The sequence below is a fragment of the Burkholderia sp. KL41 genome (assembly GCF_057005415.2).
The window spans coordinates 603,952-616,696 of sequence record NZ_CM174446.1 but is presented as its reverse complement, the minus strand read 5'-3'; the positions used below and the strand labels follow the sequence as shown (position 1 = coordinate 616,696).

Annotated in this window: 12 protein-coding genes; 2 read left to right on the top strand and 10 right to left on the bottom strand. The window is 65.8% G+C overall.

What is annotated here, in order from left to right; translation table 11 throughout:
* Window positions 1-7: 7 nt before the first annotated feature.
* The gene (locus PQB87_RS02980) at window positions 8-208 is read left to right on the top strand and encodes a DNA gyrase inhibitor YacG (RefSeq protein WP_027788444.1); all 201 of its coding nucleotides are present in this window, start codon (window positions 8-10) and stop codon (window positions 206-208) included.
* Window positions 209-268: 60 nt separating this feature from the next.
* Here the strand turns inward: PQB87_RS02980 and PQB87_RS02975 are convergent, their stop codons facing one another.
* The 4 genes from PQB87_RS02975 to secA all read right to left on the bottom strand — a co-directional run bounded on the left by PQB87_RS02975 (window position 269) and on the right by secA (window position 5,795).
* On the bottom strand, window positions 269-727 hold the full coding sequence (locus PQB87_RS02975; RefSeq protein WP_059687199.1) for an NUDIX domain-containing protein: 459 nt from the start codon (window positions 725-727) through the stop codon (window positions 269-271).
* Window positions 724-1,593 carry an ATP-binding protein gene (locus PQB87_RS02970; protein ID WP_021159904.1) on the bottom strand — a complete coding sequence of 290 codons (870 nt, stop codon included), beginning with the start codon at window positions 1,591-1,593 and terminating at the stop codon, window positions 724-726. Before PQB87_RS02970 ends, PQB87_RS02975 begins: the two co-directional genes overlap by 4 nt.
* A 19-nt stretch (window positions 1,594-1,612) precedes the next feature.
* Complete coding sequence (argJ, locus tag PQB87_RS02965; protein WP_489242545.1) at window positions 1,613-2,854, bottom strand: bifunctional glutamate N-acetyltransferase/amino-acid acetyltransferase ArgJ; 1,242 nt, start codon at window positions 2,852-2,854, stop codon at window positions 1,613-1,615.
* Between the two features lie 142 nt (window positions 2,855-2,996).
* Window positions 2,997-5,795: a preprotein translocase subunit SecA gene (secA, locus tag PQB87_RS02960; protein ID WP_059687200.1), complete on the bottom strand. Its 2,799-nt coding sequence runs from the start codon at window positions 5,793-5,795 to the stop codon at window positions 2,997-2,999.
* A 256-nt stretch (window positions 5,796-6,051) separates the two neighbouring features.
* Here secA and PQB87_RS02955 point away from each other — a divergent pair, with 256 nt between their 5' ends.
* A complete protein-coding gene (locus PQB87_RS02955) occupies window positions 6,052-6,528 on the top strand; it encodes a DciA family protein (protein WP_021159908.1) in 477 nt (158 codons plus the stop codon).
* Window positions 6,529-6,608: 80 nt separating this feature from the next.
* On the opposite strand, the gene lpxC is transcribed toward PQB87_RS02955, so the two are convergent.
* From lpxC to PQB87_RS02925, 6 genes are all read right to left on the bottom strand, one after another.
* Window positions 6,609-7,526 carry a UDP-3-O-acyl-N-acetylglucosamine deacetylase gene (gene lpxC, locus PQB87_RS02950; RefSeq protein ID WP_027788449.1) on the bottom strand — a complete coding sequence of 306 codons (918 nt, stop codon included), beginning with the start codon at window positions 7,524-7,526 and terminating at the stop codon, window positions 6,609-6,611.
* 240 nt (window positions 7,527-7,766) lie between these two features.
* The gene (locus PQB87_RS02945) at window positions 7,767-8,273 is read right to left on the bottom strand and encodes a peroxiredoxin (protein ID WP_027788450.1); all 507 of its coding nucleotides are present in this window, start codon (window positions 8,271-8,273) and stop codon (window positions 7,767-7,769) included.
* 188 nt (window positions 8,274-8,461) lie between these two features.
* Window positions 8,462-9,658: a cell division protein FtsZ gene (gene ftsZ / locus PQB87_RS02940; RefSeq protein ID WP_021159911.1), complete on the bottom strand. Its 1,197-nt coding sequence runs from the start codon at window positions 9,656-9,658 to the stop codon at window positions 8,462-8,464.
* A 113-nt stretch (window positions 9,659-9,771) separates the two neighbouring features.
* On the bottom strand, window positions 9,772-11,004 hold the full coding sequence (gene ftsA, locus PQB87_RS02935) for a cell division protein FtsA (RefSeq protein WP_006487138.1): 1,233 nt from the start codon (window positions 11,002-11,004) through the stop codon (window positions 9,772-9,774).
* 26 nt (window positions 11,005-11,030) lie between these two features.
* Window positions 11,031-11,783, bottom strand: coding sequence for a cell division protein FtsQ/DivIB (locus PQB87_RS02930; RefSeq protein WP_021159912.1), 753 nt, complete (start codon window positions 11,781-11,783; stop codon window positions 11,031-11,033).
* A 19-nt stretch (window positions 11,784-11,802) separates the two neighbouring features.
* Entirely contained in the window at window positions 11,803-12,744 is a 942-nt protein-coding gene (locus PQB87_RS02925; RefSeq protein WP_021159913.1) for a D-alanine--D-alanine ligase, read from the bottom strand.
* Window position 12,745: the final 1 nt, after the last annotated feature.

Below are 12,745 nucleotides of genomic sequence, written 5' to 3'. Positions count from 1 at the left end.
CTTTCGTATGACTACCGTTGTGAAATGCCCGTCGTGTGGCGCCGAAGTGCGCTGGACGCCCGAAAATCAGTTCCGTCCGTTCTGCTCGGCCCGCTGCAAGCAGCTCGACCTCGGCGCCTGGGCCGCGGAAAAGTACCGGATCGGGGGATCCTCCGACGAAGGGCCCTCGTCGGAAGAAGACGGCACGGACGGCCGCCGCGACAGCTGAGCGGCGCTCGGCACCGTCAGCCAGTGATGTGGCCCGCCTTTCCGGCAGGCCATCGTGGCGTCAGATCGACGCGGCTTCCTTCTCGAGCAGTTCAAGCACCGGCAGCGCGGCCGGCAGCAACGGCGCGACCTCGACCGGCAGTTGCTGCCACACGAACGCCTGCCCTTCCTTGCTGTGCGGCTCGCCCGTCCAGCCCGTCACCTTGCAGAAATAGAGCCGCACATAGGCATGCGGATAATCGTGCTCGAGCGTGTGCCAGCGATGGCTGGCCGTGACCTGGATGCCGAGTTCCTCGTGCAGTTCGCGCGCAAGCGCGTCCTCGACGCTTTCGCCGGCCTCCAGCTTGCCGCCCGGAAATTCCCAGTAGCCTTCGTACGGTTTGCCTTGCAGCCGCTGCGCAAGCAGATAGCGGCAGCGGCCGACCGGGCCATCAGGCTGCACCATCACGCCGACCGCCACTTCCGTCACCTTGCGGCCATCGGGCGCGCGTACGGCGCCTTGTGCGAGATCCGCGCTCATGCTTGCTCCTTGCGACCCGACCAGTCCCGCGCAAACTGCCACGCGACGCGCCCCGACCGCGAGCCGCGCTCGAGCGCCCACACGAGCGCATCGCCGCGTGCGGACTCGATCTCCGCATCCGGGCAACCGAAATGACGCAGCCAGTGCCCGACGATGTCGAGATAGTCGTCCTGCTTGAACGGATAGAAGCTGACCCACAGACCGAAGCGCTCCGACAGCGAGATCTTCTCCTCGACGACTTCGCCGGGGTGAATCTCGCCGTCCGGGAGATGCTTGTACGTCTCGTTGTCGCTCATGTACTCGGGCAGCAGATGGCGGCGGTTCGACGTCGCGTAGATCAGCACGTTGTCCGACTGCGCGGCGATCGAGCCGTCGAGCGCCACCTTCAGCGCCTTGTAGCCCGACTCGCCTTCCTCGAACGACAGGTCGTCGCAGAACACGATGAAGCGCTCGGGACGCTGCGAGATCAGGTCGACGATGTCGCCGAGATCGTGCAGGTCGTCCTTGTCGACTTCGATCAGACGCAGCCCGTCCTTCGCATACGCGTTCAGGCACGCCTTGATCAGCGACGACTTGCCGGTACCGCGCGCGCCGGTCAGCAGCACGTTGTTCGCCGGCTTCTGCTGCACGAACTGCCGCGTGTTCTGGTCGATCAGCCCTTTCTGGCGATCGATGTTGTGGAGGTCGTCGAGCGTGATCGACGACACGGCCGGCACCGGCTGCAGATAACCGCGCCCCTGGCGCTTGCGCCAGCGGAATGCGTGTGCGGCATTCCAGTCGACCGCTGCCTGCGCGGGCGGCAACATCCCCTCGAGACGACCGAGCAGCGCTTCCGCGCGCGTCAGAAACTGTTCAAGCTTGTCCATGTCGTTCAGGCACTCCCGATCAGGAGCGGTAATCCGCGTTGATGCTCACGTAGTCGTGCGACAGGTCGCACGTCCAGATGGTGGCCTGTGCGTCGCCGCGGCCAAGCAGCACGCGGATCGTGATTTCGCTCTGCTTCATCACGCGCTGGCCGTCCTCTTCCTGGTAAGCCGGGTTGCGGCCGCCCGCCTTCGCGACGAGCACATCGTCGAGATAGAGGTCGATCTTGCCGACGTCGAGATCCGCGACGCCCGCATAGCCGATCGCCGCGAGAATCCGGCCGAGGTTGGGGTCGGATGCATAGAAGGCGGTCTTCACGAGCGGCGAATGGCCGATCGCGTAAGCGATCTGGCGGCATTCCGCGACGCTCTTGCCGCCTTCGACCTGCACCGTCATGAATTTCGTCGCACCTTCGCCATCGCGCACGATCAGCTGCGACAGCACCTGCGCGACTTCCGTCACCGCATCGCGCAGCGCCGCATAGGCCGGCGAATCCGTCGACGTGATCGCCGGCAGCGTGCTCTTGCCCGACGCGATCAGGACGAACGAGTCGTTCGTCGACGTGTCGCCGTCGATCGTGATGCAGTTGAACGAGCGGTCGGCCACTTCCTTCACGAGCGTGTCGAGCACCGGCTGCGCGACGTTCGCGTCGAACGCGAGGAAGCCCAGCATCGTCGCCATGTTCGGCTTGATCATGCCGGCGCCCTTGCTGATGCCCGTCAGCGTGACCGTGTGACCGTCGATCGTCACCTGGCGGGACGTGGCCTTCGGCAGCGTATCGGTCGTCATGATCGCCTGCGCGGCGTCGAACCAGTTCGCGGCCTTGCGGTTCGCGAGCGCGGCCGGCAGCCCGGCCTTCAGGCGGTCGATCGGCAGCGGCTCGAGGATCACGCCGGTCGAGAACGGCAGCACCTGCGCCGGCTCGATGCCCGCGAGACGCGCGAGTTCCGTGCAGGTCTCGCGTGCGTTCACGAGGCCCGGCTCGCCGGTGCCCGCATTTGCATTGCCCGTATTCACGACCAGCGCGCGGATGCCCGCGCCGCCCGCGCGCACCTTCGCCAGATGCTCGCGGCAGACGGTGACCGGCGCTGCGCAGAAACGGTTTTCGGTGAATACGCCCGCGACCGTCGCGCCCTCGTCGACGGAGATGACCAGCACGTCCTTGCGATTCGGCTTGCGGATGTTCGCTTCCGCCCAGCCGAGCGTGACGCCGGCGACGGGATGCAGTTGGGCGGGATCGATCGACGGAAAATTGACAGCCATGGGGCACACCTGCCGGATGGAAAATGCCGGCACGTGCCGGCATCGATTGGAAGAACCGGCGGCCCCACGCGGGCCGCCACAACTCACATCACTGACTCGAAGCTGCGAACGACGCGGCACGCGTCACGCGCGCCGCCGCCGATCATGACAGCTTCCCGTGACATTGCTTGTACTTCTTGCCGCTGCCGCACGGGCACGGGTCGTTGCGGCCGACCTTCGGCATTTCGCCGCCGGGGCCGCTGTGCGTCATCGCGCTGCCGACCATGTCGGCCGTTGCCGTGGCCGCCGCGGCAGCCGTGACGTTCGCCACCGGCGCACCGGTTTCCGCATAGTCGGCGTGCTGGTACTCGACGTTCTCGAGGTGACCTGCGCGCTCCTCGATCTGCTCGGCCGCTTCCTCGAGCTGTTCCGGCGACTGGATCTGCACGTTCATCACGACGCGCGTGACTTCCTGCTTGATCGCCTCGAGCATCGCGGCGAACAGTTCGAACGCTTCGCGCTTGTATTCCTGCTTCGGGTTCTTCTGCGCATAGCCGCGCAGGTGGATGCCCTGGCGCAGATGGTCGAGCGCCGCGAGGTGCTCGCGCCACAGGCGGTCGACCGTCTGCAGCATCACCGAGCGCTCGAACGCGCTGAACGATTCGCGGCCGACCATCGCGACCTTCGCCTCGTACTGCTCGTCGGCGGCCGTCATCACGGCGTCGAGAATCTCCTCGGCCGTAATCGACGACGACTCGTTCACCATTTCCTGGATCGCGAGGTCGAGCTGCCAGTCGTTGCGCAGCGCTTCCTCGAGCTCGGGCACGTCCCACTGCTCCTCGATGCTGCCTTCCGGCACGAACTGGCGGACGACTTCGGCGATCACGCCGTGACGCATCGCGGAGATCGTCTCGGTGATGTCGTGCGCTTCGAGCAGCTCGTTGCGCTGCTGGTAGATGACCTTGCGCTGGTCGTTCGACACGTCGTCGTATTCGAGCAGCTGCTTGCGGATGTCGAAGTTGCGCGCTTCGACCTTGCGCTGCGCGGACTCGATCGAGCGCGTGACGATGCCGGCCTCGATCGCCTCGCCTTCCGGCATCTTCAGGCGATCCATGATCGAACGCACGCGGTCGCCCGCGAAGATGCGCAGCAGCGGATCGTCGAGCGACAGGTAGAAGCGCGACGAGCCCGGATCGCCCTGGCGGCCCGCACGGCCGCGCAGCTGGTTGTCGATCCGGCGCGATTCGTGGCGCTCGGTGCCGATGATGTGCAGGCCGCCAGCGGCCTTCACCTGCTCGTGCAGCGTTTCCCACTCGTCGTGCAACTGCTGGATGCGGCGCGCCTTTTCGTCGGCCGGGATCGCGTCGTCGGCCTCGATGAACGCGGCCTGCTTCTCGGCATTGCCGCCGAGCACGATGTCGGTACCGCGGCCGGCCATGTTGGTCGCGATCGTGACGCGCTTCGGACGGCCGGCTTCCGCGACGATCGCCGCTTCGCGCTCGTGCTGCTTCGCGTTCAGTACCTCATGCGGCAGCCCGGCCTGCTTCAGCAGGTGCGACAGCAGTTCCGAGTTCTCGATCGACGTCGTGCCGACCAGCACCGGCTGGCCGCGCTCGTGGCATTCGCGGATGTCGCGGATCACCGCGTCGTAGCGCTCCTTGGCCGTCTTGTAGATCTGGTCCTGCTTGTCGATCCGCTTCGGCGGGCGATTGGTCGGGATCACGACCGTCTCGAGACCGTAGATCTCGTTGAATTCGTACGCTTCGGTGTCCGCGGTACCGGTCATGCCCGCGAGTTTCGCGTACATCCGGAAGTAGTTCTGGAACGTGATCGACGCGAGCGTCTGGTTCTCGCTCTGGATCTTCACGTGTTCCTTCGCCTCGACTGCCTGGTGCAGGCCGTCGGACCAGCGGCGGCCGGCCATCAGGCGGCCCGTGAATTCGTCGACGATGACCACTTCGCCGTTCTGCACGACGTAGTGCTGATCCTTGTGGAACAGCGTGTGTGCGCGCAGCGCCGCGTACACGTGGTGCATCAGCGTGATGTTCTGCGGCGCGTACAGGCTCTCGCCCTCGCCGATCAGGCCCCATTCGGCGAGCAGGCGCTCGGCCTTCTCGTGGCCCGATTCCGTCAGGAACACCTGGCGGGCCTTCTCGTCGAGCGTGTAGTCGCCCGGCTTCTCGACACCCGTGCCGTCGGCCTTCTCTTCGCCGATCTGGCGCTCGAGCAGCGGCGGCAGTGCGTTCATCCGCACGTACAGCTCGGTGTGATCCTCGGCCTGGCCCGAAATGATCAGCGGCGTGCGCGCTTCGTCGATCAGGATCGAGTCCACTTCGTCGACGACCGCGAAGTTCAGTGCCCGCTGCACGCGCGCGTCGGTCTCGTAGACCATGTTGTCGCGCAGGTAGTCGAAGCCGAACTCGTTGTTCGTGCCGTACGTGATGTCCGCCGCGTAGGCCTGCTGCTTCTGGTCGTGCTCCATGCCGGACAGGTTGATGCCGACCGACAGACCGAGGAAGTTGTAGAGGCGCGCCATCCATTCGGCGTCGCGCTGCGCGAGGTAATCGTTGACGGTCACGACGTGCACGCCGCGGCCGGCCAGCGCGTTCAGGTACACGGGCAGCGTCGCGACGAGCGTCTTGCCCTCGCCGGTGCGCATTTCCGCGATCTTGCCGTAGTGGAGCACCATGCCGCCGATCATCTGCACGTCGAAGTGCCGCATCTTCAGCACGCGACGGCTGGCCTCGCGACAGACCGCGAACGCCTCGGGCAGCAGCTTGTCGAGCGACTCGCCGGCCGCGACCCGCTGGCGGAATTCGTCCGTCTTGCCGCGCAACTGGTCGTCCGTCAGCTTCTCGATCTGCGTTTCGAGCGCATTGATCGTCGTGACGGTCTTTTGGTATTGCTTGACGAGCCGCTGGTTGCGGCTGCCAAAAATTTTCTGGAGAAAACCGGTTGTCATCGGATCGGATCCTGCGTCGCAGCACCGGCGCCCGGCGCGTGTTGCGCGCCCCGACGCCCGAGCCTCGGCGGCTTAGCGAATTAGTGGACTCAAACGTCGAATTTTAGCACGCGGGGAAGCGCGCGCCCGTGTCTCGGCCGGACGGGCACTGCGCGCCGACGGCCGGGCCCACGGGGCGAAAGCCGCCCGTGCACGGGCCCGCGCGGGTACAATCGGCGTCAACGTCCGCGCGCGTGCGCGCCCGAAGAATGTCTCGATGAACCGATTTTCCAAGCGTTTCGGCCCGCTCGCCGCCTATCGCCCGCAACCCGTGTCCGAAGTGCTCGGCCGCACCGACGCGTTCGCGGCACTGCGCGCCGGCGTCGAGCAAATCGCGTCGCTGCAGCGCGATCTTGCCGCGCTCCTGCCCGATTACCTTGCGAACCACGTCGAACCCGGCTTCGTGAAGGACGGCACCCTGACCCTCTTTGCCGCGCACAACGCGCTGGCCGCGCGGCTGCGGCAGGTCGAGCCGCGGCTGCTCGGCGATCTGCAAAAGCGCGGCTGGCCGGTCTCGACGCTGCGCGTGCGCGTGCGCCCGAAGGATGCGCCGGAGCCGCCGCACGTGAAGCAGGCGCGGATGACGTCGGTCGGCGCGGCCGCGTTGCGGGATCTGGCCGACCATCTCGAACCGTCGCCGCTGCAGGCCGCGCTTGCGCGGATGGCGGCCCGGCACGGCGCAAAGCCGCGCTGACGGCTTGCGCCGCCGGCATCGTCCGGCCAACAAAAAAGCAGCCCGAAGGCTGCTTTTTTGTTGCTTGCGCCGAACGCAGTTCAGGCGAAGGCCGTCTGCGCGTCGAACGCGAAACCCTTCGGCGCGGCTTGCGGATCGTCGAACGTGACGATCTCGTACGCATCTTCGTTCGCGAGCAGCTCGCGCAGCAGCGCGTTGTTCAGCCCGTGGCCCGACTTGTACGCCGTGTACGACGCCAGCAGCGGATGACCGATCACGTACAGATCGCCGATCGCGTCGAGCATCTTGTGCTTCACGAACTCGTCGTCGTAGCGCAGCCCGTCGTTGTTCAGGATGCGGTACTCGTCGAGCACGATCGCATTTTCCATGCTGCCGCCGCGGGCGAGGCCCATCTCGCGCAGCATCTCGGCCTCGTGCGCGAAGCCGAACGTGCGTGCGCGCGCGATCTCGCGCACATACGACGTATTCGCGAAATCGACCTCGAGCTCCTGGCCGGTCTTGTCGACGGCCGGGTGACGGAAGTCGATCGAGAATTTCAGCTTGAAGCCGAAGTACGGATCGAGACGCGCGAACTTGTCGCCGTCACGGATTTCGACCGTCTTCTTCACCTTGACGAAACGCTTCGGCGCGTTCTGCTCCTCGATCCCGGCGGACTGGATCAGGAACACGAAGGTCGCCGCGCTGCCGTCCATGATCGGGATTTCCTCGGCCGTCACGTCGACATAGAGGTTGTCGATGCCGAGGCCGGCACATGCCGACATCAGGTGCTCGACGGTCGACACACGCACGCCATCCTTCTGCAGCACCGACGCGAGCCGCGTATCGCCGATCGACGTCGCCGCGGCGGGAATGTCGACGGGCGTGGGAAGGTCGACGCGGGAGAACACGATGCCCGTGCCCGGTGCGGCGGGACGGAGCGTCAGCTCGATCTTGCGGCCCGAGTGGACACCGATACCCACGGTCTTCACGATGGATTTGATGGTGCGCTGCTTCAGCATGATGTTCTTCGTCGTGATTGAATATATCAATCAGGAGTTATATTCGATAGGAGGGATTATAGCGTAATTCCCTATTCAACGCAGTTTGAAACTGCGTATCAATCTGTTTCGGCTGTTTACCCCTGCCGATACGGGACGGGCCGATGCCCGGAACGGAGGCGTTTCCGGTCATCAGCCCGTGTTACAACTGCCCTGAGGCCGGTGAGCAGCGTTGCCGGCAGGCAACGGCGCACCGCACGATCAGGACGTCAACGTCGCGAGAACACTCGCCGCATCGCTCACTTCGAATTTGCCCGGCGCCTCGACGGCCAGCGTCTTGACCACACCGCCGTCAATCACCATCGCGTAACGCAGGGAACGAATCCCCATGCCACGCGCGGACAAATCCTGTGTCAGCCCCAGCGCATGAGTGAAAGCCGCGCTGCCGTCCGCCATCATGCGCACCTTGCCCGCGGTGTGCAGATCACGTCCCCATGCGCCCATCACGAATGCGTCGTTGACGGACACGCACCAGATCTCGTCGATACCCGCCGCGCGCAGTTGCTCGGCGTGTTCGACGTAGCCCGGCACATGCTGCGCCGAACAGGTCGGCGTGAAAGCGCCCGGCAATCCGAAGATCACCACCCGCTTTCCCGCAACCTGATCGCGCACGCTGCAGGCGTTCGGCCCCAGCGTGCACCCTTCGCGCGCGTCGTCGATGTACTCGAACAGTTGCGCGTCGGGCAGCGCGTCGCCCACTTGAATCATGGCTGGTCCCTCATAGCGATACGGTTTTTCAGCGTGTCGCGGACAGCACGGCCCATCCCGCCCCGCTTCTGCGGAGAGGGCACGTTTCCCGGCCCGGCGTCGCAGCCGACGCGGCCTGTCGTGGTCCGTAGCATCCGTCACGCCGGCGATACCGCGGCAGTTTCGCCGCGGCTTCGCCTGTGTTTGCGTCAGTCAGCCTGCTTGCGCAGGAAAGCCGGGATGTCGTACGTGTCGACACCCTTCTCCTGCAGCGCCTGCACGTGCGATGCCGCGGTTTCACGCGAATTGCGCCACACCGCCGGCGTATCGAGTGCGCCGTAGTCGGCCGTGCTGACGTGATGCGCCGGTGCATAGCCGTGCGACACCGCGCTGACCGGCTGGTTGTCCGTACCCGTGCGCAGCAGCGTCATCGGTGCCGACTGCTGCTTCTTCGCCGCACGGCCCAGACCCGTTGCCACGACCGTCACGCGCAACGCATCGCCCATCGCGTCGTCGTACACCGCACCGAAGATCACCGTCGCATCTTCCGCCGCGTAGCTCTTGATCGTGTTCATCACTTCGCGCGTTTCCGACAGGCGCAGCGAACGGCTCGACGTGATGTTGACCAGCACGCCGCGCGCGCCCGACAGATCGACGCCTTCGAGCAGCGGGCTCGCCACGGCCTGTTCCGCCGCGAGGCGCGCGCGATCGACGCCGGCGACCGTCGCCGTGCCCATCATCGCCTTGCCCTGCTCGCCCATCACCGTCTTCACGTCTTCGAAGTCGACGTTCACGAGGCCATCGACGTTGATGATTTCAGCGATGCCTGCAACCGCGTTGTTCAACACGTCGTCCGCGCACTGGAAGCACTTGTCCATCTCGGCGTCGTCGCCCATCACGTCGAACAGCTTGTCGTTCAGCACGACGATCAGCGAGTCGACGTGATCCTCCAGTTGCTGCGAACCTGCTTCAGCGACGCGCATGCGCTTGCCGCCTTCGAACTCGAACGGCTTGCTGACGACACCGACCGTCAGGATGCCCATCTCCTTCGCGATCTGCGCGACCACCGGTGCCGCGCCCGTGCCCGTCCCGCCGCCCATGCCGGCCGTGATGAACACCATGTGCGCGCCGCGCAGTGCGTCGGCGATGCGCTCACGCGCTTCTTCCGCTGCCGCACGGCCCATTTCCGGCTTCGCACCGGCGCCGAGGCCCGTGTTGCCGAGCTGGATCACCGACGACGCGCGCGAACGCGACAGCGCCTGCGCATCCGTGTTCATCACGATGAAATCGACGCCCTGCACGCCGCGGTTGATCATGTGCTGGACGGCATTGCCGCCAGCGCCGCCAACGCCGACCACCTTGATGATGGTGCCGTTGGTCTCGGTTTCCAGCATTTCGAATTCCATGTTGCCTCCGTCAAGAGAAAAACTGCTAATCGGCCGTTATTCGGCAGGAGATCGGGCAACCCCCTGTCGCGCGCCAGCCGCCGGCACCAGCGCGAATTTCGAGATTCGGTTTGTCAGAAGTTGCTCAGGAACCATTCCTTCATCCGCGAGAACACCTGCCCCGCGTTGCCGGACTGCACGGCGACCTTGCGGCCGCGCATGCGCTGGGCACTGCCTTCGACGAGCAGCCCCATCGCCGTCGAGTAGCGCGGATTGCGCACGACGTCGGAAAGGCCGCCTGCATACTCCGGCGCGCCGATGCGCACCGGTTTCAGGAAAATGTCTTCGCCGAGCTCGACCATGCCGGGCATCATCGACGCACCGCCGGTAATGACCACGCCGGAGCTCAGGAGTTCTTCGTAACCGGATTCGCGCACGACCTGCTGCACGAGCGAGAACAGTTCCTCGACGCGCGGTTCGATCACGGCCGCGAGCGCCTGGCGCGACAGCGTGCGCGGGCCGCGTTCGCCGAGGCCCGGCACTTCCACCATTTCGTCCGGATCGGCGAGCGCCTGCTTCGCGATCCCGTAGCCGACCTTGATGTCTTCCGCATCCGGCGTCGGCGTGCGCAGCGCCATCGCGATGTCGCTCGTGATCTGGTCGCCGGCGATCGGAATCACCGCGGTGTGGCGGATCGCGCCTTCGGCGAAGATCGCGATGTCCGTCGTGCCGCCGCCGATGTCGACCAGCACCACGCCGAGATCCTTCTCGTCTTCCGTCAGCACCGCCAGCGACGACGCGAGCGGCTGCAGGATCAGGTCGTTCACTTCCAGCCCGCAGCGGCGCACGCACTTGACGATGTTCTGCGCGGCGCTCACCGCGCCCGTCACGATGTGCACCTTCACCTCGAGGCGGATGCCGCTCATCCCGATCGGCTCGCGCACGTCTTCCTGGCCGTCGATGATGAATTCCTGCGTGAGGATGTGCAGCACCTGCTGGTCGGTCGGGATGTTGATCGCCTTCGCGGTCTCGATCACGCGCGCGACGTCGGTCTGCGTGACTTCCTTGTCCTTGATCGCGACCATCCCGCTCGAGTTGAAGCTGCGGATGTGGCTGCCGGCGATCCCCGTGAACACGTTGGTGATCTTGCAGTCCGCCATCAGCTCGGCTTCCTCGAGCGCGCGCTGGATCGACTGCACGGTGGCCTCGATGTTGACCACCACACCTTTCTTCAGACCCTTCGACTCGCTCTGGCCGAGACCGATCACCTCGTAGTGACCTTCGCCCTTCAGCTCGGCGACGATGGCCACCACCTTCGACGTGCCGATGTCGAGGGAAACCAGCAGATCCTTGTAGTCTTTGCTCATAAAGTGCTCTTGCGTGTGATCTCTCGTTACTTCTTGCGCTTGTCGGTATCGGTCAGGAACCGCATGCCTGCCGCGCGAATCGCGAATCCGTTCGGATAACGCAGGTCCGCGTACTCGATGTCGTTGCCCCAGCGCTCCGTGACCGCCGGCCAGGCGGCGACCAGACGCTGGCTCCGGTCATGCAGCGATTCGCTGTTGCGTTCCTTGCCCAGCTCGACCTGCATGCCGTTCGACAGCTTCACCGTCCACGCGTACCGCGCCGACAGCGTCACTTCTTCCGGCGCCGCCTTCAGCGGCGCAAACCATTTCCCGAAGTCGCGATACCGCGTGACGACTTCCTTCGCACTGCCCTCCGGGCCGTCGAACGCCGGCAGTTCCTGATCCAGCTCGCCCTGGTTCGCGGTGAACAGCTCGCCGTCGACGCTCACGAGCTGGTCGCTGCCCCAGGTCCCGAGCGGTTTGTACTCCTCGAGCGTGACAGCCAGCGCATTCGGCCACACCCGGCGCACGCTCGCATGGCGCACCCAGGGCATCTGCTCGAACGCGGCGCGCGCGGCGTCGAGATCGACCGTGAAGAAATTGCCCTTCAGCCGGCCGACCACGCCCGCGCGCACCGTCGGCGAATTGATGTGCTCGGTGTCGCCGTCGATCCGGATTTCCCGCAACGCGAACGTCGGGCGCTGGATCAGCCAGTAGCAACCGGCCGCCGCCAACACGAGCAGCAGCAGCGCGTACAGCGCGCTGGCGGCAAGGTTGAGTTGGCGAACGTTGTTCCACATACGTCGTTCCGTTCCTGCGTCAGTCGTTGAGCGTGAGCGACAGCACCTTCACGACCAGCTCCGAATAGCTGATGCCGACCGCGCGCGCGGCCTTCGGCGGCAGCGAGTGGTCGGTCATGCCCGGCGCGGTGTTCACTTCCAGGAAGTACGCATTGCCGTCGGCGTCGAGCATGAAGTCCGCGCGGCCCCAGTCGGTGCAGCCGAGCACGTCGAACGCGCGGCGCGCGACGCGCTTGAGCTCCGCTTCCTTGTCGGCGGGCAGCCCGCACGGGATCAGGTATTGCGTGTCGTTGGCGATGTACTTCGCGTGATAGTCGTAGAACTCGCCGGCCGGCACGATCTTGATCACCGGCAGGTCGAGATCGCCGGCGATGCATGCGGTGTATTCGCCGCCGCCTTCGATACTCTTCTCGACGATCACGATCGGGTCGTGCTTCGCGGCTTCCTCAAGCGCAGCCGGCAGCGCATCGGCCGTCTTCACCTTCAGCACCGCGACGCTCGAGCCCTCGCTCGCCGGCTTCACGAACAGCGGCAGGCCGAGCTTCGCGACGATGTCCGTCGCGCGCGCCGCGAGGTCGTCGCCGCGCAGCACTGTCTCGAACGGCGGCGTCGGCACGCCCGTCTGCTGCCAGACGAGCTTCGTGCGGAACTTGTCGAGGCCGAGCGCCGACCCGAGCACACCGCTGCCCGTGTAACGGATCCCGTAGAAATCGAGCGCGCCCTGGATCTGGCCGTTCTCGCCGTAACCGCCGTGCAGCGCGTTGAACGCACGCACGAACCCTTCGTCCTTCAGCGCCGCCAGCGGGCGCTCGGCCGGGTCGAACAGGTGCGCGTCGATGCCTGCGTCGCGCAGGCCCTGCAGCACGAGCTGGCCGGACGTGAGCGAGACCTCGCGCTCCGAGGACTCGCCGCCGAACAACACCGCCACCTTGCCGAAACGTTTCGGATCAATCCCGCTCATG